The organism is Cohnella cellulosilytica (assembly GCF_042431195.1).
Lineage (GTDB): Bacteria > Bacillota > Bacilli > Paenibacillales > Paenibacillaceae > Cohnella > Cohnella cellulosilytica.
Genome location: NZ_JBHMDN010000017.1, coordinates 148,623 through 171,015, shown reverse-complemented (window position 1 = coordinate 171,015; position 22,393 = coordinate 148,623). Strand labels below are relative to the sequence as shown.

At 57.2% G+C, this 22,393-nt stretch carries 20 protein-coding genes and 1 pseudogene; 14 read left to right on the top strand and 7 right to left on the bottom strand.

Annotated features, from left to right (window positions below; all coding sequences use genetic code 11):
- Positions 1-105 precede the first annotated feature (105 nt).
- Positions 106-390 (top strand): co-chaperone GroES, encoded by a 285-nt coding sequence (gene groES / locus ACFFT4_RS14355; protein WP_378048678.1) that lies wholly within the window; start codon positions 106-108, stop codon positions 388-390.
- 30 nt (positions 391-420) lie between these two features.
- Positions 421-2,052, top strand: coding sequence for a chaperonin GroEL (groL, locus tag ACFFT4_RS14350; protein ID WP_378048676.1), 1,632 nt, complete (start codon positions 421-423; stop codon positions 2,050-2,052).
- 186 nt (positions 2,053-2,238) lie between these two features.
- Here groL and ACFFT4_RS14345 read toward each other — a convergent pair whose 3' ends face one another.
- The 3 genes from ACFFT4_RS14345 to ACFFT4_RS14335 all read right to left on the bottom strand — a co-directional run bounded on the left by ACFFT4_RS14345 (position 2,239) and on the right by ACFFT4_RS14335 (position 6,112).
- The gene (locus ACFFT4_RS14345; protein ID WP_378048674.1) at positions 2,239-2,580 is read right to left on the bottom strand and encodes a histidine kinase; all 342 of its coding nucleotides are present in this window, start codon (positions 2,578-2,580) and stop codon (positions 2,239-2,241) included.
- A 116-nt stretch (positions 2,581-2,696) separates the two neighbouring features.
- The gene (locus tag ACFFT4_RS14340) at positions 2,697-4,307 is read right to left on the bottom strand and encodes a response regulator transcription factor (protein ID WP_378048672.1); all 1,611 of its coding nucleotides are present in this window, start codon (positions 4,305-4,307) and stop codon (positions 2,697-2,699) included.
- A complete protein-coding gene (locus ACFFT4_RS14335) occupies positions 4,304-6,112 on the bottom strand; it encodes a cache domain-containing sensor histidine kinase (RefSeq protein WP_378048671.1) in 1,809 nt (602 codons plus the stop codon). The genes ACFFT4_RS14340 and ACFFT4_RS14335 overlap by 4 nt, the downstream gene beginning before the upstream one ends.
- A 202-nt stretch (positions 6,113-6,314) precedes the next feature.
- Here ACFFT4_RS14335 and ACFFT4_RS14330 point away from each other — a divergent pair, with 202 nt between their 5' ends.
- The 5 genes from ACFFT4_RS14330 to ACFFT4_RS14310 all read left to right on the top strand — a co-directional run bounded on the left by ACFFT4_RS14330 (position 6,315) and on the right by ACFFT4_RS14310 (position 12,098).
- The gene (locus tag ACFFT4_RS14330; protein WP_378048669.1) at positions 6,315-7,607 is read left to right on the top strand and encodes a sugar ABC transporter substrate-binding protein; all 1,293 of its coding nucleotides are present in this window, start codon (positions 6,315-6,317) and stop codon (positions 7,605-7,607) included.
- 129 nt (positions 7,608-7,736) lie between these two features.
- Complete coding sequence (locus ACFFT4_RS14325) at positions 7,737-8,612, top strand: carbohydrate ABC transporter permease (protein WP_378048667.1); 876 nt, start codon at positions 7,737-7,739, stop codon at positions 8,610-8,612.
- 13 nt (positions 8,613-8,625) lie between these two features.
- Positions 8,626-9,471, top strand: coding sequence for a carbohydrate ABC transporter permease (locus tag ACFFT4_RS14320; RefSeq protein WP_378048665.1), 846 nt, complete (start codon positions 8,626-8,628; stop codon positions 9,469-9,471).
- A gap of 38 nt (positions 9,472-9,509) precedes the next feature.
- Complete coding sequence (locus ACFFT4_RS14315; RefSeq protein WP_378048664.1) at positions 9,510-10,619, top strand: glycoside hydrolase family 172 protein; 1,110 nt, start codon at positions 9,510-9,512, stop codon at positions 10,617-10,619.
- 174 nt (positions 10,620-10,793) lie between these two features.
- Positions 10,794-12,098 (top strand): ABC transporter substrate-binding protein, encoded by a 1,305-nt coding sequence (locus tag ACFFT4_RS14310; protein WP_378048663.1) that lies wholly within the window; start codon positions 10,794-10,796, stop codon positions 12,096-12,098.
- 138 nt (positions 12,099-12,236) lie between these two features.
- Here ACFFT4_RS14310 and ACFFT4_RS14305 read toward each other — a convergent pair whose 3' ends face one another.
- From ACFFT4_RS14305 to ACFFT4_RS14290, 4 genes and pseudogenes are all read right to left on the bottom strand, one after another.
- Positions 12,237-12,353 (bottom strand): excalibur calcium-binding domain-containing protein, encoded by a 117-nt coding sequence (locus ACFFT4_RS14305; RefSeq protein ID WP_378048699.1) that lies wholly within the window; start codon positions 12,351-12,353, stop codon positions 12,237-12,239.
- A gap of 60 nt (positions 12,354-12,413) precedes the next feature.
- Positions 12,414-12,845 (bottom strand): annotated as a pseudogene (locus tag ACFFT4_RS14300) (excalibur calcium-binding domain-containing protein); the annotation flags it as partial.
- Positions 12,846-12,920: 75 nt separating this feature from the next.
- On the bottom strand, positions 12,921-13,238 hold the full coding sequence (locus ACFFT4_RS14295; RefSeq protein WP_378048661.1) for a hypothetical protein: 318 nt from the start codon (positions 13,236-13,238) through the stop codon (positions 12,921-12,923).
- Positions 13,239-13,357: 119 nt separating this feature from the next.
- A complete protein-coding gene (locus ACFFT4_RS14290) occupies positions 13,358-14,527 on the bottom strand; it encodes a M20 family metallopeptidase (RefSeq protein ID WP_378048660.1) in 1,170 nt (389 codons plus the stop codon).
- A gap of 205 nt (positions 14,528-14,732) precedes the next feature.
- Between ACFFT4_RS14290 and ACFFT4_RS14285 the strand changes: the two genes are divergently transcribed.
- The 7 genes from ACFFT4_RS14285 (at position 14,733) to ACFFT4_RS14255 (ending at position 22,375) form a co-directional block, all read left to right on the top strand.
- A complete protein-coding gene (locus ACFFT4_RS14285) occupies positions 14,733-15,722 on the top strand; it encodes a Gfo/Idh/MocA family protein (protein WP_378048659.1) in 990 nt (329 codons plus the stop codon).
- Positions 15,723-15,752: 30 nt separating this feature from the next.
- Positions 15,753-16,778: a helix-turn-helix domain-containing protein gene (locus tag ACFFT4_RS14280; protein WP_378048658.1), complete on the top strand. Its 1,026-nt coding sequence runs from the start codon at positions 15,753-15,755 to the stop codon at positions 16,776-16,778.
- A gap of 17 nt (positions 16,779-16,795) precedes the next feature.
- Complete coding sequence (locus tag ACFFT4_RS14275) at positions 16,796-17,881, top strand: Gfo/Idh/MocA family protein (RefSeq protein ID WP_378048656.1); 1,086 nt, start codon at positions 16,796-16,798, stop codon at positions 17,879-17,881.
- 167 nt (positions 17,882-18,048) lie between these two features.
- A complete protein-coding gene (locus ACFFT4_RS14270; RefSeq protein WP_378048654.1) occupies positions 18,049-18,501 on the top strand; it encodes a MarR family winged helix-turn-helix transcriptional regulator in 453 nt (150 codons plus the stop codon).
- A gap of 8 nt (positions 18,502-18,509) precedes the next feature.
- Positions 18,510-19,799, top strand: a complete 1,290-nt coding sequence (locus ACFFT4_RS14265; protein WP_378048652.1) for an MFS transporter — start codon at positions 18,510-18,512, stop codon at positions 19,797-19,799.
- Complete coding sequence (locus ACFFT4_RS14260; protein ID WP_378048697.1) at positions 19,682-20,428, top strand: M50 family metallopeptidase; 747 nt, start codon at positions 19,682-19,684, stop codon at positions 20,426-20,428. The genes ACFFT4_RS14265 and ACFFT4_RS14260 overlap by 118 nt, the downstream gene beginning before the upstream one ends.
- Before the next feature lie 111 nt (positions 20,429-20,539).
- Entirely contained in the window at positions 20,540-22,375 is a 1,836-nt protein-coding gene (locus ACFFT4_RS14255) for a UbiD family decarboxylase (RefSeq protein WP_378048650.1), read from the top strand.
- Positions 22,376-22,393: the final 18 nt, after the last annotated feature.

Here is a 22,393-nt window from a genome sequence, read left to right as displayed (position 1 = left end):
TTCAAATTCCGTATCATAGAAAATGGTTATTAGCACTTGAGACAATTGAGTGCTAACAAAATGGCTTCAAATCCAATGAAGAAAATTTAGAAGGAGGCTATTTACATGATTAAACCTCTAGGGGACCGCGTTCTCGTGGAACCGAACGCCAAGGAAGAAACAACGGTTAGCGGCATCGTATTGCCGGATACGGCCAAGGAGAAGCCGCAAGAAGGAACGATCGTTGCGGTAGGCGTCGGATCGTTGACCAAAGATGGCGAGCGGGTCGCGCTGGAAGTAAAGGCGGGCGATCGTGTATTGTTCTCTAAATATGCGGGCACGGAAATCAAATACGAAGGCAAAGAGTATTTGATCATGAAGGAAAGCGACATCCACGCGATCGTCGGCTAATACTTAGAATACTCAAGGAGGTTTTTAAAGATGGCTAAAGAAATTCGTTTCAGCGAAGACGCTCGTCGCGGCATGCTTCGCGGCGTAGATACATTGGCGAACGTAGTAAAAGTCACGCTCGGACCGAAAGGCCGCAACGTCGTTCTGGAGAAGAAATTCGGCTCTCCGCTGATCACGAATGACGGCGTTACGATCGCCAAAGAAATCGAGCTGGAAGACGCGTTCGAAAATATGGGCGCGCAGCTCGTTAAGGAAGTTGCAACGAAAACGAACGACATCGCCGGCGACGGTACGACGACGGCTACCGTTCTGGCTCAAGCGATGATTCGCGAAGGCTTGAAAAACGTAACGGCCGGCGCTAACCCGATGGTTATCCGCAAAGGCATCGACAAAGCGGTTAAAGCGGCTGTCGAAAGACTGAAAGAAATCTCCAAGCCGGTCGAAGGCCGCAGCAACATCTCTCAAGTCGCGGCGATCTCCGCAGCGGACGAAGAAGTCGGCGAACTGATCGCGGACGCAATGGAGAAAGTGGGCAAAGACGGCGTTATTACGGTTGAGGAGTCCAAAGGCTTCAACACCGATCTCGAAGTGGTTGAAGGCATGCAATTCGACCGCGGCTATATCACTCCGTACATGATCACGGATACGGACAAGATGGAAGCCGTGCTCGAAAACCCGCTGATCCTGATCACCGACAAGAAAATCTCCAACATCCAAGAAATTCTGCCTATTTTGGAGAAAGTCGTGCAATCCGGCAAGCAATTGCTGATCATCGCGGAAGACATCGAAGGCGAAGCGTTGTCCACGCTTGTCGTGAACCGTCTGCGCGGCACGTTCACTTGCGTCGGCGTTAAAGCTCCGGGCTTCGGCGATCGCCGCAAAGCGATGCTGCAAGACATCGCGGCTCTTACGGGCGGCCAAGTGATTACGGAAGAGCTCGGTCTCGAGCTGAAATCCACTTCCCTGCAGCAGCTGGGCACGGCGCGTCAAGTACGCGTAAACAAAGAAAACACGATCGTCGTTGACGGCGCCGGCGACAAGGCCGACATCGACGCTCGCGTAAACCAAATCAAAGCGCAAATCGAAGAAACGACTTCCGACTTCGACCGCGAGAAGCTGCAAGAGCGTCTGGCCAAGCTGGCTGGCGGCGTTGCGGTTATCAAAGTCGGCGCGGCTACCGAGACCGAACTGAAAGAGCGCAAGCTGCGCATCGAAGACGCTCTGAACGCGACTCGCGCGGCTGTCGAAGAAGGCATCGTATCCGGCGGCGGCACGGCGCTGGTTAACGTATACGAAGCGGTTGCCGGCGTTCAAGCCGACGGCGACGAGAAAACGGGCGTTAACATCATCCTGCGCGCTCTGGAAGAGCCGATCCGCACGATCGCGGCTAACGCCGGCCAAGAAGGCTCCGTTATCGTCGAGCGCCTGAAGAAAGAGCCGGTAGGCACGGGCTACAACGCGGCTAACGGCGAATGGGTGAACATGTTCGAAGCCGGCATCATCGATCCGGTGAAAGTAACGCGTTCCGCTCTGCAAAACGCGGCTTCCGTAGCGTCCGTCTTCCTGACGACCGAAGCGGTTATCGCCGACAAGCCGGAAAAAGACAAAGCTCCTGCAGGCGGCGGCATGCCTGACATGGGCGGTATGGGCGGCATGATGTAATTTAGGCTGAAAAGCCTGTAGCATCAAGGGTTCCCGCTCGCAGGATCCTGAAAAGATAACATTTGGGTAACGTCGGTTTGGTTAGAGGTCTTTCAGAAGTTCGGTGAACTTCTGGGAGGCTTCTTTCTTTTGGCGCTTGGCAACGTGCAGATTAACTTGCTTCATTAATTTCCTGAATGGACCTACTTAAATGCGGCGCAGCTCCGCAATGTCTGCTTCATGAGATACGGAACGATAGGTTAGGCGCTCCAGAATCTTCTGCTGCTCCTGTTGGTTATTCTTGATCGTAGTCACATCGCTGTGGCTCTCCAACACGGCTCGCTGTACGAGCGGGATTAGCGCGGTGTCTTTTTTGATCTCTGCAATGTCGGATTCCATCCGATCAAGGCGCGCCCCCATGCTTTTTTGTTCAGACTTTATCTCGGCGACTTCAGTTTTAATTCCAGCCACTTCGGTTTTAATTCCAGCCACTTCAGTTTTAATCGTCTGCAGTTCAGAAAGAATCTGTTGCATAATTTGTTCGCTCATTTCGTATCTCCTCCGTTACGATATTATTTGGGCTGCCTCTGGTATCTATCATTATATCCGATAATAGAATTGCTGGGTACAGATGCTTCGACTAAGCCTCAACGAGTTGCTCTGAGCTATCCCCCGCTCCCAAGCCCCTTCCGATACTCCCGGGGAGTCATGCCTGTAAGCTTGCCGAAAATTTTGCTGAAGTAGCGGCCGTCCTGATAGCCGACCATTTCGGCCACCGCGGCGATCGAATACTGCTCGTTCTGGAGCAGCACTTTGGCGTTCTCGATGCGCACCCGTTCGATGTAATCGGACAGATTTTCGTGGTACACCTGCTTAAATCTGCGGGACAGGTACTCCCGGCTGAGGAAGAAGCGGCTGGCGATCTCCTGCAGGGACAGCGTTTGGCGGTAATGCGTATCGACGAACGCTTTGACGGCGTGGATGGCGTTATGCTCCTGCTGTCGGCCCAGCTTCAGCGCATCGGCGATGCGAATCAAAGCCTCCGTCCATTCCCGTCCCCATTCCGACAAGGAAATGCTGCCGTCCTTCTCGAGCAGAAATAGGCGGCGAGGCAGCGGAGGCGGCGGATTGTCGCCGGAGTAGTCCAGCTTTTCCAGCAGCCGATTGTACAGCAGCTCGAACTCGTACCGCCAATATTTGAGGTGATCCCAGGTGACGGCCTGAAGCTGCCCGATCGCCTGCATCCAGTTGGCCACAGCAGTTGCGATGCGCTGCCGGTCCCCGCTGTAGACAGCGACGATCATGCTCTCGCTGTACTCGGCCAGCACGACCCGTTTCTCGGCGGGCGCAGCCATCTCGACATAAGGGCGAATCCAGCGGCCGTCGCCGGCGAACGATACGGAGCGGGCCGTCTGCAGCGCTTGCGAGAAGCCCAAGGCGATTCGATCCGGGAAGCGCTGGACCGCTCCGCAGGCCAAATAAAACCGGACATCAAGCACGCGATACAGCGCTTCGTTTATCGCCTTGAGCTTGTCCGGCAGGGAGGCAAGCTCGCCGGTACACAGCAGCACAATCCCGCAGTTCGGATCGGTATGCTTAAACGCGTAGCCGTTCCTGGCCGAGCCGAGAATTTCGTTGCAGATGTTGGCCATCAGAAAGTAGAGCAGGTCCGGGTTATGCCCGAACTTCTCCATAATGGCGCGCGGCAGCGGGTCGGTCAGCAGCATGACAAGCTGGCATTCGCGAACCTCCGCCCAACCGAAGGCCGCTTGCAGCTCCTCGGCAACGGTCCGATAGTAGCTTTCCTGAGATACCACCTTGGTCAGCACCTTGTCCCAATAGACGGGCTTGGTCTGATTGATCTCCACGTTCTTCTGAATCGTCAGACGACGATTCTCCTCCGCCTGCCGCCAGGAGCTGACGGCGTTGCGCAGCGCCTCCAACAGCTCGCCCCGCTGGATCGGCTTCAGCAGATAGTCGAGTCCGCCATGCTTCATCGTCTTGCGGATATACAATGAATCGTCGTAGCCGCTGACCGCGATGCGCTTGGACTCGGGAGCCTCGGTCTCGATCCACTGCAGCAGCCCGATTCCGTCCACGTTTGGCATTTTCATATCCGTAAAAATAATTTCCGGCTTCTCGCTGCGAATCAGCTCCATCGCCGCCGCGCCGTCGGAAGCCTCCAGAATGCGTGTAATTCCGAATTCGGCCCAGTTGACAAGCAGCCGGATCGAGTCTCTTACGTCCTGTTCGTCGTCGACGATCAGCACCTTCATACGGATGCGCCCTCCTTTCCGGCCGGGATAATCAAGGTGACGGAGAAGCCGGATGGCTCCAAATTGCGGACGAGCAATCGCGACTCCTCCCCATTGTACAGCCGCAGCCGGGAGACGACGTTGATCAGGCCGATGCTGCCGTCCGCAGCGCTGTCGGTTTCCCCTTGCTCAATGGACTCGCTCAGCCGTCGCAGGCGTTCCGGAGGCACGCCCAAGCCGTTGTCTTCGATGACGATTCGCAGCGCTTCGCCGTCGCTTCGGCAGACCAGCGTAATTTCAAGCGGACCGCTGTTATTTTCAAAGCCGTGTTTAAAGCAGTTTTCCACCAACGGCTGCAAAATCATTTTCGGCATTTTGAACGCCAGATTGGCCTCATCCGTCCGTATCTGGAAGCCGAGCCGCTCCTTGAAACGCTGCTTTTGCAGCTCCAAGTAGGCTTCGACGTGCGAAATCTCTTTATACAGCGGAACGACGGACTCTTCCGTGTTCATGTTATAGCGCATCATCGCTCCGAGCGAGGAGGTCAGCTCGTAAATTTTAGGCACCTGATGATGCAGCGCCACGGAGCCGATCGATTGCAGCGTGTTGTAGATAAAATGCGGGTTGATCTGCGCTTGCAGCGCTTTAAGCTGATTATCCTTGTTGGCCAGCTCCAGCCGCAGCTCGCGCATGATCAGATTGTCGATGGTGTCCACCATGTTCTTGATCGTATGGCCGAGCACGCCGACCTCGTCGCTGCGGTCCGGCACAAGATCGAGCTGCAGCTTGCCCAGCTTGATTTTCTTGATCGATTCGGTCAGCCGCTTGATCGGCGCGGTCAGCTTGACGGAGACGAACAGCGTGGCCGCGATGGCCACGATCAGGAACGACACCAGCAAAATCATGTTGATCCGCAGCACGCGCGAGGCGTTGGAGTATAGATAGTCGTTCGGAATTTGCTTGGCAATCGTCCACACCCGGCCGATCAACTCAAACTTCTCGTAGACGACAATGCCGTGAAAATCGTCGTCCTTCCAGTCAAAATAGCCCGACTGAAACAGGTTGAAGCGAGCATGCTGCAGCCAGCCCTGAGGCGGCTTCTGCCCGATCCACTCGGTCTCGGAGGAGTAGACGGTCGTTCCGGTATCGTCCAGCAAATACAAATGTTCGTTGTCCTTATCATATAGCATATCGCTCAGATTGCGCAGCATGTCCAGCTTGAAATCGATCGACAGCACCCCGATGCGCTCCTTCAGCGGAGCGCGGTACACCGGACGATGAATCGTCAGCACCGTGTTGACCGGGCTGTAGGGAAACTCCTCCATGCCGTAATTGTGAGAAGTGTGCGGCGGCTCGAAATAGGGGTCGTCCTTGTTCAGCGGCTGCACGTAATGGCCCTCGAGGCCCGCCTGGCCGACGTCGCGCTTCAGAAAGCCGTTAATGAGCAAGTAAGACTGATCGGCGAGATCGGAGTACAGGTACACCTGCTGAACCTCCTTCGCGGATTGCTCGATGGCGTGCAGGCCGGAGTAGAGGTTTCGTTCGACCATGTAATCGCTGCGGCCCCGGTTCAGGATGTTGTACAGGCTGCTCGCTTCGTGGACGTTCGTATAGACGGACAGGGACAGACTGTTCATCTGATTCAGCTGGCTGATCAGACTGGTCGCTCCCTGGTGCACGATATTGGAATTTTCGCGTATGGCGTCTTCCTTTAGGGAATGCTTAGTGTAGAAAAAGGAAAGGAAGATGGAGGCGGCGATCGGAAGGATGATGGAAATCAACAGAAAAACGCTCAGCTTATAGCGGATGCTGCTGCGAATTTTCATAGCGGTTCTCCCGTCTGCGGAATTTGGCTTTCAGTCTAACATCGCCTCTTTTAAAGTTCAAGGCACCTCACAATCTTACACATTTTTGATCAATATCGGTTGTATTTTCGCATTTGCGGCTCTTCTATACTGGAGTTGTACGAAGCGCCCCGAACCCCGTGGTTCGCCGCGAAGTTCAAAATGAAAAGGGAGAGAAAATCACGTGAAAAAGTCAGCATCCTTGGTTTTGGCAACGTTGACGGCGGCTGCCGTCCTATTATCGGCTTGTTCGAGCTCCAACTCCGACAAGAACGCGGCTGGCAACGGAGCCGCTTCGTCAAACCCCGCAGCCAGCTCCGAGAACCCGTCGGGCGGCAAGGATGAAATCACGCTCTACACCATCCAGTCGACCAAGCCGGGCTTTCAAGAGTGGCTGAAGGAAGCGGAGGAGAAAAGCGGCGTCAAGATCAACTGGGTAGCCGCCCCGACCGATTCCGATACGCGTCAGCAGAAGGTTTCGACCATCCTGTCGTCGGGAGACAGCTCGGTCGATATTCTCGAAGTGAACGACGAAATGGCGACTTCCTTCAAAAATGCCAACTGGCTGGAGCCGCTGCAAAATACCGTGTTGACCGAGGACGTCTACAGCCAGCTTCCGAAAGGTTACATGGAGGACATGCTGACGTCGACCAAGGGCGATGTAATCGGCGTACCGAGCTATTCCGGTTATTTAGGCCTCTGGGTCGACCAGAAGAAGCTGGATGAAGCGGGCATGACCTCGATCGAGACCGAAGAGGACTTCGTCAAGTTTATGAAAGCCGCCACGAAAGACGGACAATACGGCTACGGCGGTTCCTGGGAAAAAACGTACGTGTTTAACGAAATCGCGACTTTCGTGAACCTGTTCGGCGGAGATTACTTCGACTGGACGAACGAGGGCAGCCGCAAAGCTATTCAATTCATGTACGACATGGCCAATACGTGGAAGGTCACCCCGGTGGATCAGATCGCCGACAAATACGAGCAGATGAACCAGAAGTTCATCGACGGCAAATACGCGATGGTGTTTATGTGGGGCACCGGCACCGATTACGAGCAAGCGGGCCGCTACGGCAAAGATCAGATCCATATGATCAATATGCCGCAATTCGCCAAACGCAGCATTTTCACCGATTCCTGGAGCTTTGTGCTGAACTCCTCCTCCAAAAACAAAGAAGCGGCAACCAAGTTCCTGAAATACGCCGCCAGCGTCGACGGAGAGTTGGATGGCTGGAAATACTTCGGCAAGTATCCGGCAAGAGCCGATGCCGCCGGGAACGAAGCGGTATCCGGCGACATCAAGGAAGTCTACACGCAGATTCAACAGACCAGCGAAGTTCGCGGCCGTCCGATGCTTCCGCAGACGATGGAGTTCATCTCCGAGATGGGCACGCTGTTCCAGAACTACATTCAGGACAAAATTACGTTGGATGAATTCTGCACGAAGGCTCAAGCAGCCGTCGAAAGATACAAATAAGGCAGGCTCGGCAGGCACTGTTCCGCAAGCCAATCGGCCGGAGGATGATCGAGGCGGCAATTCGTTCATCCCCGGCTTGCTTGCGGGCCGCCGCCCGCATCGATACTCCACAAGGAAAGGCGCTTTGCCATGTACTTAAGCAGAAAATATTTGACCCTGGCTTGGGTCCTCGTCCTCCCGGCGCTGATCATCCGATTGTTCACGACCATCTACCCGATTCTCGAGACGTTTCGGGTCAGCTTTTACGACATCAAGCTGCTTCGGGGGCTGAACGAGTTTATCGGCTTCCGCAACTACGTCGATATGTTTCACGATTCCAAGATGCTGACTTCGATTGAGTTTACGGTTATTTTCGTGGTCGGATCGATGATCGGGCATCTGGTATTGGGCATTGCCCTGGCGCTGATTCTGAACATGAAGATCAAAGCCCAGAAGCTGCTGCGCACGATCGTGCTGCTGCCTTGGGCGATGCCGATGGTCGTCATCGCCATGGCTTCGAAATGGGCGTTCAACAACGATTACGGCTTGATCAACGATTTCGTGCGCTGGTTTAACCCGTCGTTCAGCATGGACTGGCTCATTCATACGAATACGGCCCGCTATGCCGTCATTGCCGTCGACCTGTGGAAGGACTTGCCGTTCTTCGCCATTCTCATTCTCGCCGGCCTGCAATTTATCTCTTCGGACATGTACGAAGCGGCCAAAATCGACGGAGCGGGACCGATCCGTTCCTTCTTCCGCATCACTTTACCGCTGCTTTCGAAAAATATATGGGTGCTCAGCATCTTCTTCACGATGTGGAGAATTACTTCCTTCGACGTCGTCTACGCGATGACCAGCGGGGGCCCGGGCGAGAGTACCGCGCTGATCGCTTACCGGATTACGACAGAGGCGTTCACGAACTTGAATACGGGTTACGCCGCTTCGATCGCCGTCGTTCTCTTCATCGTGATGGCTCTGCTCAGCGGTCTCAGCATGAAGGCCGCCCAACGCGTCGATTATTAAGGAGCGAACGAATATGGTGACCAAGTTTTCACGCCCGTTGTTTCTCCACGGATTCAAGTGGCTGCTGGCGGCCGTTGTGGCGTTTCTCATCCTATTTCCGTTATGGTGGATTTTCATTTCCTCCATTACGCCGGCGGGCGAGCTGTTTTCCAAGCCGATCCGCTACTGGCCGCTCCATCCGACGCTGGACAGCTACAAGTATTTGATCGACAACGTAGGTCTGATGAAGAAAATCGGCAGCACGGCGATCATTGTCGGCGTATCGATTCTGGTCGGGATGATCATCTCCGTCATGGCCGCCTTCAGCTTCGCGCGCTTCAAGAGCAGATGGCTGACGTTCGCGGCGGCGTTCCTGCTGGCGTCGATGCTCATTCCCGACATCGTCACCGCTCGTCCGCTGTACGATTTCCTGCGCTACGTGCATCTGTACGACACGTATACCGGGCTGATCGTTTTGTACATCAGCGGCATTCTGCCGTTCACGATTCTGATCCTGCAAAACTATCTCAAGGATATTCCGGTTTCCATCGAGGAAGCGGCTTCGATCGACGGCTGCGGCTTTTTCCAGTCGCTGTACTACGTGACGCTGCCGCTGCTGCGTCCGGCGCTGGCGACCGTATGTATCGTCAACTTCATTACGTGCCTGAACAATTTCTTTACGCCGCTGTTCTATTCCAACGGCATCTCGGTGCTGTCGACGGCGATTACGCAATTGCCGCTGCGGGACAATATGTACGCCGTACCGTGGGATCTCGTCAGCGCGATGGGCTGGATCATCATTTTGCCGATTATTGTTTTTGTCGCCGTATTCCAGAAGCAAATTATGGAAGGCATCATGGCGGGCGGCGTCAAAGGGTAATCCCGTTTCATTATCTCATCTAAAGGAGACTGCACATTATGATCGACAACCCATTCATGGGCGGCCTGACTGCGCTGCCGCTGCTGAAAAGCGGAAGAAGCCGGGCCATCAACGCGGAAAACCCCCATGGGGAGAAAGGCAAGGGCGGCATGGCCGCCAGCCCTCTCGGCCCTTCCCGCAAAGGCGCTCCCTGCCTGCGGGACGTAGCGTCGGGCGCGACCGTCACTTTGGCGGAGATGGAGGGCCCCGGGATCATCGAGCATATTTGGGTCACGGTCACCGATCGGACGGAGCAGGATACTTATGTTCTGCGCGATCTGGTGCTGCGGATGTATTGGGACGACGAGACCGAGCCTTCCGTGGAAAGCCCGCTCGGGGACTTCTTCTGCAACGGCTTTGCCCGGGGCTGCACGGTCAACTCGATTCCGATCGTCGTCAATCCAACGCGCGGCTTTAACTGCTACTTCCCGATGCCGTTCCGCAAAAAAGCGAAAATCACGATCGAGAATCAGCACGAAGCGGCGATTCCGGCGTTATTTTACCAGATCGATTACTGCCTGCATGACGAGCTTCCGGAAAATACGGCCTACTTCCACGCGCAATGGAAGCGTCAGCGGCTCACCGCCAAGCAGGACGACTACGTCATCCTCGATGACGTCAAGGGCAGAGGCCAGTACGTCGGGACGTACATGGCGCTGACGACGCTGGAACGGCATTGGTGGGGCGAAGGGGAAGTCAAAATGTTTATCGACGGCGACGACGAGTACCCGACGATTTGCGGCACCGGCACCGAGGATTATTTCGGCGGTGCATGGAGCTTCGCTACCCAGCAGAACGGCAAAACGGTCGAGAACACCTACTGCACGCCGTATATGGGCTATCCGTATTACTCGAGCCACGACGACGTCGTGCACAACCTGTATCACAACGACGACGTTCCGCCGATGCGCGGCTTTTATCGCTGGCATATTCTCGATCCGATCCGTTTTTACGAGGATATTAAGGTGACGGTTCAGCAGATCGGCGTGTACAAAAAAGGACTGTTCGAGCGGCAGGACGATGTCGCGACGGTCGCGTATTGGTATCAGATCGATCCGCATCAGCCGTTCGCGCCGTTGATGAGCAAGGAAGAGCGCTGGCCGCGATAAGGATAATTCCATACCACGGGAAGCAAGGAGCAGGTCGCTGTTGCAGCGGTTTGCTCCTTGTTGTCGCTGCGTCAGGCTGGGACGCCGAGGACGTGAAATGATTTTCGGAAAACAGCGTGTATAATGAAAAAATAAAGGCACGAAAACGGGTGCGAAGGGGGTCGACCGACGGAGATGACGAGACGCTGTCTGAGAATGTTGACGGTTGTTGGGCTTCTGCTCGCTTTGTCCGCGTGCGGCTTCGGCAGGAGCGAGGGACAAACTCGTTTCGGAGACGGCATCGGAGCGGACCAGGAGGAGCAGAGCGGGACGGTAATCAAGCTTTACAATTTCAAGGTGGAAATGTCCGAGCAGCTTGACGCGCTCGTTAAGCTGTATGCCAAGGAAACCGGCGTGAACATCGAAGTGGAGACGTGCGGGGGCGGCTGCGATTACGGGGCCGGGCTGAAGACGAGGTTCAATTCCGGCGACCGGCCGGATATATTTTTCGTGGCGGGTTATTCCGATCTCAATCTCTGGCAGGAGCACCTGGAGGATTTGTCGGATCAGCCGTGGACAAGCGACATGCTGGAGCTGACGAAGCCGGCGATTACGAAGGACGGCGTGATCTACGGCATGCCGCTGGTGATCGAGGGCTGGGGATTTGTCTACAATAAAGCTTTGTTCCGGCAGGCGGGCATTGCAGAGCTTCCGGTTACGCTGACGGAACTGCGGGAGACGGCGGTCAAGCTGAAGGCGGCGGGCATTCAGCCGTTCGAGAACGGCTATGCGGAGCGATGGGTCGTGGGCAATCATTTGGTAAACGTGGCGTTTGCGCTGCAGCCGGACCCGATCGCCTACGTGGAGGACGTGAGAACGGGCCGGGAGAAGCTGACCGGTAACCCCGTGCTGCGCAAGTGGACCGACTTGATCGACCTGACCGTGGAATTCGGCCAGCCCAACCCGCTGCAGACGGACTATACGTCGCAGGTCGCCAACTTTGCGAACGGCAAGGCGGCGATGATGCAGCAGGGCGTATGGGTGCAGGGAATGATGGACAAGCTCAATCCCGGCATGGACATCGGCTTGCTGCCGATGCCGATTAACGACGACCGCGCGGCGATGGACAAGCTGCAGGTGGGCGTGCCGAACTATTGGGTCGTCAGCCGCAGCTCCAAGGTGAAGCGGGAGGCGAAAACTTTTTTGAACTGGCTCGTTTCCTCTGCCGAGGGACGGAAGTTTTTCGCCGATGTTAAATTTATTCCTCCTTTTAAGAGTATCCCCTTTAGCAAGGAGCAGATCGGACCGCTCGCCGCGGACGTCGAGACCTATATCGAGCAGAACAAAATCCTGCCCTGGATGTGGCAGCGTTATCCCGGCTACGAGGCCAACACCTATCAGATGGCGGTCCACGTTCAGTCTTACATCGGCAAGCGGATCGGGCAGGAACAGCTATTCCAGGACCTGCAGAGCACTTGGGACGATTTTGCGTCGGAGTGAGGCTTTGAAGGAGAAATCCCGGGAACGGCGCCGCTTGCAACGTTAACCCAAGGAAGCTGTTCCGTACGCGAATTGTTAAGTAGGAAGAATAAGAGCATTGGCTGCCTCGAATATCGACCGAGCGAGAACTTTTGTTTTTTACTCGCAAGCGATGCCGTCGCCGTCCCGGTCCAACTTCGCGGAGTAGCCGGGATCGCCTTTGCGCAGGGGGGCTTTGCCCGCTTCGCGCACGGCGGCGCAGTTCGGAAAACTCACTTCGTCTTTGTCGGAAGAGGCTTTGGCCGGCGGCTGATTCGGGAAGAGCACCTTGGGTTTCTTTACGATAAAAAGAATTTTAGTCCCGTCCTCGTAAGCCGAGAGCTGGTGACCGACCCAGCTTCCGGCGCCGCGATTGTCGCTGGAGGCGATGTATGCGACGCTTGCTCCGGCGCCGCCTTCCTTGCACATGGCCATCGGCCATTCGTCGCGATCATAGCCGCGGCGCGTCTCGATTCCGGCAAGCGACTGCTTGCGGTTCTCTTCCGCGCCCTTCCGATCGATCGTACAGACGTCGGAATAGCCTTGCTCGATCGCTCCGGAAATATGCAGCGCCGTCTCGGGATAATCGTCGCTCGGAAACAGGAGTTCATAATCGTAATCGCCTTGCGCCGCCTGCTGCGGCGCATCGGAAAGCGGCTTTTGCGCTAGTGCGCATCCGGTCGTAACCAGAACGATGGCAAGAAGGATAGAAATAAGCCGTCGGTTCAATGATGTCGCTCCTCTGCCTATGTAATCGTCATAACAAACGGGACCCGAAGGTCCCGCCTCATGGAAGCCGCTCGCTTATCGCTGCTGCAGCAAATGAATATCTTCCTCGGCTTTGGCCAACCGAGCGCGCTGGTAGTCCAAACGTTCGTTGGTGAGCTGGATGGCTGACAACAGCTTCTCGTCGGCAGCGATATTTTCCAGGTGATACTCATCGAGCTTGCTGTCGATCCGGTCGACCTTTTTCTCGAGAGTATCGAACCTGTTTTCCAGAGTATCGAATCTGCCCTCGAGAGTGTCGAACCTGTTTTCCAAAGAATCGAACTTGTCCTCGAGATTGCCGATGCGACCGTTTATTTTCCGCAGTTCCAGCAGAACTTCCTGCATTTCGCTCACCTTCCAGCGCCGCCTTTCCCCTTGGAATTGGAATGAAGCCAATCGAACTTATGTTTGCGTTTTGCGGGTATATCTGAATTTTATGCCAAGAATCGAATCGTGTCAAAACAATATTCGGGTCATGGACGCGCAAATTCTTCCTTGATCCGCCGCAGCAAAGAGGCGTCCGTCAGCACGTCGCAGCCGGTGTATGCGAGCATCGTCGCCCCGAAAACCATGGCTTCGTAGGCTTTGGCCGTTTGCGCGGCGTCTCTGAACTCGACCGTGTGCAGCTGATAGGGCTCGTCGACCGCTTTAATGTAAGGATGCGCGGACGGACAACGCAGGCTGACGTTGCCGAGGTCGAGAGAGCCGTTGTCGTGGCCGCGGCGGATTTCCTCCTCCGGGATACCGCTGGCGATCAAGTTCGCCGTAAAAGCGGCCGACAGCGCCTCGTTCGTCCGCAGCTCGTCGTAGGAATATTCGTAATTGCTGACGGACAGCGGGCAGCCCGTCGCGATGCCGGCCGCCTCGGCGCAGGCTTTGACCTTGCGAACCAGCTCGTCGGTATAGGCGCGCGTCGCGGCGCGGACATAAAAACGGGCTTCAGCGTAATCAGGGATCAGATTCGGAGCCTGCCCGCCGTGCGAAATAATGCCGTGGATGCGGGCGTCGCTTCGCGTTTGCTGGCGCAGGGCGTTCACCGAGTTGAACAACTGGATAACGGCGTCCAGCGCGTTAATGCCGTCCTCCGGATTCGCCGCGGCGTGAGCCGCTTTGCCCCGGTATTCGAATTGCAGCGCGTCCATGGCCAGAGAGGAGCCGGACCGCTCATAGCTATGGTAAGGATGCGCCATAATCGCGATATCGCAATCGTCGAACAGACCCGCGGCGGCCATGTCCACCTTGGCGCCCTTCGTTTCTTCCGCGGGCGTTCCGTAGACGCGAATCGCCCCGCCCGTTTGGTCCGCGATTGCCCTTAAGCCGGCGGCGGCCCCGAGCGCCATCGTGCAGATCAGATGATGTCCGCACGCATGGCCGATTTCCGGCAGGGCGTCATATTCGGCAAGCAACGCGATTACCGGGCCGGGCGCCCCGGAATTGTATTCCGCGACGAACGCGGTCGCGAGCCCCAGCACGCCTCGCTCTACGCGGAAGCCAAGCGTCTCCAGTTCGGCCGCAAGCAAGGCGGAGGCCTGCTTTTCCTCGTGCCCCAGCTCCGGATGTGCGCCGATGAACGCCGCGATCTCCGCAAGACGGCCGGAGTAAGCTTGGATATGGTCGTGAACGATCTGCTTCAATTCGGACATGACGGATCTCCTTCTGTTCGGTCGATTAAAGTTGCTCCTCTAATCGTATCCCTTCGCGCATTTACAATCAAGGGAGGCGAGTTGAGGTGTTCATGTCGCTATTTTATAGTTTAAATGGCACGAAAACTAATTATAATAGCAAAGAAAGTTGTGTAATCTGTCATTGTTGTCGTATATTTTAAGTCAACGGCCAAGGAGGCGCACTATGATTCGGATCGGTAAAATCAGTTATTGGCACGTTCATGCGGACGATTACACGAAGCAAGCGTTGGAGCACCCCGGGACGGAGCTCGCCGCGATCTGGGACGAAGAGCCGGAACGCGGACAAGCCAAAGCCGCGCAGTACGGAGTGCCGTATTACGCGTCGCTCGACGAGATGCTTGCCCAGGACGGAATCGACGCCGTCATCGTGGACGCGCCTACGAATATTCATCGCGACGTGATGGTAAAGGCGGCCAAAGCAGGCAAACATATTTTCACGGAGAAGGTTATCGCCCCTACGGCGAAGGAAGTGTCGGAGATTATCGCGGCGGTCAAGGAAGCGGGCGTCAAGCTGACGGTATCCCTTCCGCGCCTCTACGACAACTATACGCAAACGATCGATCGCGTGCTTCGCGAAGGCAAGCTCGGCAAGCTGACGCTCGCAAGAGTGCGTCTGTCGCATAACGGTGCGACCGCGAACTGGCTGCCGGCCCACTTCTACTCGAAGGAGCAATGCGGCGGAGGCGCTCTCATCGATCTGGGCTGTCACCCGATGTATCTCGTTCGACGTTTCCTGGGCATGCCCGAGAGCGTTATCGCCAATTTCGGATATGTAACGGGCAAGGAAGTCGAAGACAACGCGGTAACCGTCCTTCGTTATGCGGAAGGCGCCGTCGGAATCGTGGAAGCGGGCTTCGTCAACAGCCATTCTCCGTTCTCCATCGAGCTTCACGGAACCGACGGCACGCTGCTGTACGGATTCCCGGAGGAGGTTCCGGTCGTTCGTTACAACGGGGGAAGCGGTCAGTGGGAGAAGCTGGCGCTGGAAGAGAGACAGCCGTATGCTTTCAGCCAGTGGGTGGAGCATATTAACCAGGGCACGGAAGCGACGGAAAATATCGCTGCCGCGATCGATTTGACCAAGCTGATGGAAGCATCGAACCGGTCGGTGGCGGAGGGACGCCCGATCCGGATCGACGAGCTGGCGGAATAAACAAGCTTCGGCGGAGAAGGGGGAAGGGGAATGCAAGCGGATCATCGGGATCACCGCGAGTCGACGGGGAAGAAGCCGGCCGACCGTAAAGCGACCGGAAGCGCGAGCCCCTTTCCGTATGCCCGGATGGCGGAGCGGCAGGACGCGCTCGACCGGCTGGAACTGCAGTTCCGGTGGGGAGGGTACGGAATTCGCGTGCTGCGCTGCCATCTGGCTTCTTTTCCGCCGGGTCATATTATTAACTTCCATAAGCATTCGGAATACGAATTTCATTATATTCCGAAGGGCAAGGGGAAGGTGATCCTCGTCGATCAGGCCTACGACCTTCACGAGGGCATGTTTTACTTGACCGGACCGGATCTGGTTCATTACCAGGAATCCGACCCGGAGGACCCGATGTACGAGCTTTGCCTTCATCTGGACATCGTGCCGCTGGGGGCGGACGCCGAGCCAAGCGGCTGGGGGGACGAGCTGGAGGCGGCGGAGGCGAGCGATTGCATAGCCGCGCTCGAACGCATACCGCTCGGTCCGGCCGTCGATCGCTTTCATGCGATGAACGGATTTCTGGAGGCGTACCGGGTGCTGGAGGAGCAGCCGATCGGCTTCTACACGCTGCTCAAGCAGGCCATCGTGCAAATTATGCTGCGCACCGTCCGTGTGCTGGACGGCGCGGACGGCAGAACGGGAATTCCGGAGCGGGATATGAGCTTTCACCGATATCGGATGGCCACACAGTACATTCAGGATAACGAGAGCATGCCGCTCTCTCTCGAACAGGTCGCGGAAGCGATCGGGATCAGTTCGCGGCAGCTCCAGCGCATTTTTCGCAGCGAAGGACGGACGACGTTCCGCGACTATCTGGAGCATACGCGGCTGACGGCGATCTGTTCGGATCTGCTGCTTACGGACAAGGCCATCGAGGAGATCGCCATCTCCCACGGCTACGCCAATCCGAATTACTTGTATCCGGTGTTCAAGAGCAAATACGAAGTGACGCCGAGCGCTTACCGCAAAATGCACGCCGGAGAGCATGCCGCGGCGTCCCATTCCAAATGAGAGAAGGAAACGATTCAATGAGCAAACATTTACGCATTGGCATTATCGGGAGCGGCGGAATCGCCAGAGCCCACGTATCGGCTTACCGCAAGCTGCCGTTCGTGGAGATCGTCGCGGTTGCCGACGTTATTCCCGGCAAAGCGGCGGAATTCGTCGAGGCGCTGCAGCTGGTCGGAGCGGCGGCCTACGACGGCCACGAGAAGCTGCTGGAGCAGGACCTGGACGGCGTCAGCATCTGTACGCCGAACGTCTCGCACCACCGGACGGCGGTTGACTCGCTTAAGGCGGGCAAGCAGGTTCTGCTCGAGAAGCCGATGTCCGTAACGCTGGCCGAAGCGCTGGAGATGACCCAGGTCGCCCGCGACACGGGCAATATGCTGTCGATCGGATTCCAGCCGCGCTACGATCCGAACATGAAGCTGCTGCAGGAGATCGTGCAATCCGGAAGACTGGGCAATGTCTACTACGCCGAGACGGGCGGCGGCCGCCGCCGCGGCATGCCGGGCGGCACGTTCATCAGCAAGAAGCTGGCCGGAGCCGGCGCGATGGCCGATATCGGCTGCTACTCGCTGGACATGGCGCTGAACACGATGGGCTATCCTCGCCCGTTGACCGTCTCCGCGTTCACCTCGAACCACTTCGGACGCAATCCGCTCTACCATCCGGAGGCCGCGAAATTCGAGGTGGAAGATTTCGGCGTGGCGATGGTTCGTTTCGAGAACGATCTTGTGCTGCAGTTCAAAATCTCCTGGGCAATGCACATGGACACGCTCGGCGCGACGATGTTCCTCGGCACCGACGCCGGGCTCAAGGTTACGTCGGCGGGCACCGGTCCGTGGTCGGGCGTATGGGACGGCTCGGTCGGCTCGATTACGCTGTACCATGACGAATACGGTGCTCATACGCAGACCCCGATTCCGCTTATCGAGCATAAGCTGAACCTGTTCGACGAGAAGGTTCGCGATTTCGCGGAAGCGGTACGCGACGGCCGTCCGGCCCCGATTCCGGGCGAGCAAATCCTGATCCAGCAGGCGATCATCGACGGCGTGCTGCGCTCCGCCGAATCCGGCCGCGAAGTATCCGTCGAGCTGCCACGCAATTAATCGAATCTATTATTTGATCTTAACGGCCCCTGCCTTCCCGGCAGGGGCCGCTTTTTATGGAAGAAGAAAAGTCTCCCGTTTTCCTGACTTAACGCCCGTCCGCCGGCTTTACAAATATTGTTGTTTGAGATATAGTTGTTATGACAACTATATGGGGTGAACCATCGATGACGGATGAAAGATACGATCTTACCCGTTCCGCAGGCTTCATGCTGGGGACGTCCTATCGCAAAGTATCCGCCTTGTTCCAGAGCCGGCTGAAGCCTCACGCCATTACGCCGGAGCAATGGTCGGTTCTGTACCAGGTTAATCTGGAGGACGGCCTCATTCAGAAGGACATCGCGGAGCGCGCGGGCAAGGACCGGCCGACGACGACGAGAATTCTCGATCATCTGGAGCAAAAGGGACTGGTAGGCAGGCGCACCGGCGATCGCGATCGCAGGTCGTTTCAGGTGGGCATAACGGACAAAGGAAAAGAGCTCATTCGGGAGACGCTGCCGATCGAGAGGCGGGCGAACGAAGAGGTTCGCCGCTGCATGAGCGACGAGGAATACGACACGTTGATCCGGCTGCTGATCCGAATCGATCGTCATATGATAGACATCTTAGAGAGAGAGTAGGAGAAAACATGCAGCGCCCGCAACCGCAAACAAAATTGTGGACGAGAGCTTTTATCGCTTTGTCGGTAAGCTCTCTCTTGTTGTTTCTGAACCTGCAAATGATGCTGTCGGCTTTCCCGACGTACGTCAAAAACGAATTCGGAGCGGACGATCTTACGGTCAGTCTCGTCACCAGCCTGTTCGCGCTGTCCGCGATCGCGGCCCGGTTTCTGACCGCCGCGCTGATGCGCAGGTTCGGCCGGGGGACGCTGCTGTACGCGGGACTCGCCATCGCCGCCGCCGTTACCGGAGTTTACGTGTTGGCCGATTCGATCGGGTCGCTGCTGCTCATGCGCGTCGGCTACGGGATCGGCTTCGGCATGGCGAGCACGATTGTCCCGACGCTTGTCTCGCAGATGATCCCTTCCGACCGCATGGGCGAGGGGATCGGCTACTTTGGCTTGTCCACGAGCCTGGCGATGTCGATCGGGCCGATGGTCGGGCTCAACGTTTTCCGCGAAGCGGGATTTAACAGCCTGTCCGTGGTGGCGACGCTGACGCTGCTGATCGCGTTTCCCCTGCTGCTGCTCACGCGTTCGGTGCCTTCGGATCGCAAGAGGAGAGGCGCCCAGACGGCCGAAGCGGCGGCAGAGCCTGCAAGAGCGAAAAGAGAGGCAAGGCCGGCCAAGTCCGGAGCGCGAACGAACGGCCAATTGCTGTTTCCGGCGTGCCTGAACGTGCTGTTGGCGATTACGTACGGGGGCGTGCTCAGCTTTATCGCTTTGTACGGCGAGTCGGTCCACCTGGAGCAGGTCGGTCTGTTCTTCCTGTTCAACGCGGTTACGATCATTATCGTGCGGCCCGTGTCGGGAAGGCTGTTCGACCGAAGGGGGCATGCCGCCGTGCTGATTCCCGCCGTCGTCTGCGTCATCGCCAGCTTGACCGTTCTGTCCTATGCGACGACTCTCCCGCTGCTGATCGTATCCGCCTTGCTGTACGGGCTCGGATTCGGGGCGATTCAGCCGACGCTGCAGGCATGGATGCTGCGGGTTTCCGCTCCGGAGCAATACGGAACGGCCAACAGTCTGTTCTATAACGCGACCGACCTGGGCGTCGCTTCGGGAGCGTTCATTCTCGGCGCGATCTCGTCGGCGACCGGTTACGGCGAAATGTACCGTTATGCGGCAGGATTCATGGTCTTATTCCTCGTCGTCTATGGTATAATTCGGTTATTCGAACCGCTGGCCCGAGAATCGAGTCGAAGAAAGAGGGGATTGCGATCAAGTCATGGCTCAGAGTCGCCCTATTCCTCGGAATAACGGCGTTCCTAACCCGATTGCTTCCGTTTTCGGATTTTTTCCGCAATGTGGACACGCTCGTGCATGAGATGTCCCATGCGATCGTGACGCTGCTGCTGTCCGGCGACGTCCGGTACATTCATCTGTATTCCGATCAGAGCGGTCTCACGTACACCGCCTATGCGGGACATTGGAAGTCCATTCCGATCTCGCTGGCCGGCTATTTCGGCTCGGCGCTGTTCGCGACGCTGCTCTTTTATCTGCATTCCCTTCGCAAGGAACGGGCGGGTCTGATCGCGATCGCGACGATCGCGGTGCTGGGCCTTGCGCTGTTCGTCCGCAACGGCTTCGGAGCGGCATGGTGCGCGGGTTTCGCCGTGCTGACGATCCTGATCGTCGTCCTGTCGCGGCCGGGGCTCATTAAAGGCTATTATTTGCTCATTGCGTTTATCTGTTTGGTAGAATCGGTCATTAGCGCCTTGATTATTCTGTCCTTGTCGCTGCAGCAGCCCGGAGCGGCCGGAGACGCGACCAATCTGGACAGCGCAACCTACATACCCGCGCTTTTCTGGGGCTTGCTGTTCGCCGTGTTCTCGCTGGTCTGCGCGCGAAGCTCGATCAAGCTGTTCTACAAGCGGGGGTTCGACTAAGAGGCAACGGCCCGAGTTCGATGGACGGGTTGTGGCGAGCCGGACGTCCCGATACAATAGAACAATAGACTGCAGACGATAAAAATACGCTTAGAACGGTGGGGGCCCCCGATGTATCGAAGTTTGGAAGAATGCTTGGCGGATCTGGAGAGGCACGGACATCTGGTCCGCGTCCGCGAAGAGGTCGATCCCTATTTGGAGATGGCCGCCGTTCACCGGCGGGTATACGATGCGGGCGGCCCCGCCTTGCTGTTCGAGAACGTCAAAGGCTCGAAATTCCGGGCCGCCTCCAACATTTTCGGCACGCTCGAGCGCAGCCGGTTTATTTTCCGCAGCACCTGGGACGCCGTCCAGAAGGTGATGGAAGTGCGCAACGATCCGATGAAAGCCTTGAAAAGTCCGCTCCAGAATGCCGGAGCGGGCCTCACGGCCTGGAAGGCGCTGCCGCAAAAAACGCCCGGAGCTTTGGCCGCGCCCGCCAACGAGGTGCGGATTTCCGATCTTCCGCTCATCCAGAGCTGGCCGATGGACGGCGGAGCCTTCGTGACTTTGCCTCAAGTGTATACGGAAGATCCGGACAAGCCGGGCATCATGAACTCGAATCTGGGCATGTATCGCATCCAGCTTAACGGCAACGAATACGAGACGGACAAGGAAATCGGCGTCCACTACCAGATTCACCGCGGCATCGGCATCCATCAGACGAAGACGAACAAGCTGGGCGTTCCGCTGAAGGTGAGCTGCTTCGTGGGCGGGCACCCGGCGCACTCGCTGGCGGCCGTTATGCCGCTGCCGGAGGGGCTCAGCGAGATGACGGTGGCCGGCATGCTGGCGGGGAACCGTTTTCGGTACAGCTATGCGGACGGCTTCTGCATCAGCAACGACGCCGACTTCGTCATCACCGGGGAGATTCATCCGGGGGAGACGAAGCCGGAAGGCCCATTCGGAGATCATCTTGGCTATTACAGCCTGACGCATCCGTTCCCCGTGATGAGAGTGCACAAAGTGTACGCCAAGCCGGGCGCGATCTGGCCGTTCACCGTCGTCGGCCGTCCGCCGCAGGAGGATACGTCGTTCGGCCAGCTCATTCACGAGCTGACCGGCGACGCGATCAGGCAGGAGATTCCCGGCGTGCAGGAGGTTCACGCGGTCGACGCGGCGGGGGTTCACCCGCTGCTGTTCGCAATCGGCAGCGAGCGCTATACGCCGTACAGCGAGAGCAAGCGGCCCGCGGAGCTGCTTACGCTCGCCAATCGGATTCTGGGAACGGGCCAGCTCAGTCTGGCGAAATATTTGTTTATTGCCGCGGATGACCGGCAGCGTCTGGATACGCATCGCGAAGAGGAGTTTCTGACTTATATTCTCGAGCGAATCGACTTGCGCCGGGATATCCATTTTCAGACGAATACGACGATCGATACGCTCGACTATTCGGGAACGGGCCTTAACGCGGGGAGCAAGGTCGTATTCGCGGCATACGGGGACAAGCGGCGCGAGCTGTGCCGCGAAGTGCCGGAGGAATTGAAGGGGCTGCGAAGCTTCGAAGGCGCCCGGCTCGTTCTGCCGGGCATCGTCGCGCTCCAGGGCCCGGCGTTCTCCGACTATGCCGCGGCGGAGCGGGAGATCGGCGAGCTGTGCGCGGCTATCGCCGCCAGAGGCGCGCCGGGCTCCTGCCCGGCGATCGTGATCGCCGACGACAGCGAATTTCTGAGCGGGACGTTGGCCAATTTCCTGTGGGCGACGTTTACGCGGAGCAATCCTTCGCACGATATTTACGGAGTGAACAGCGGTTACGAATTCAAGCATTGGGCGTGCGACAACGTCATCATTGACGCTCGCTCCAAGCCTCATCAAGCGCCGCCGCTCGTTGCCGATCCGGCGGTCGAGCGAAGCGTCGACCGGCTGTTCGTACAAGGCGCGAGCCTGGGCGGATTAAAGAATCTGTAATGGAGGCTTCTGCTTCGA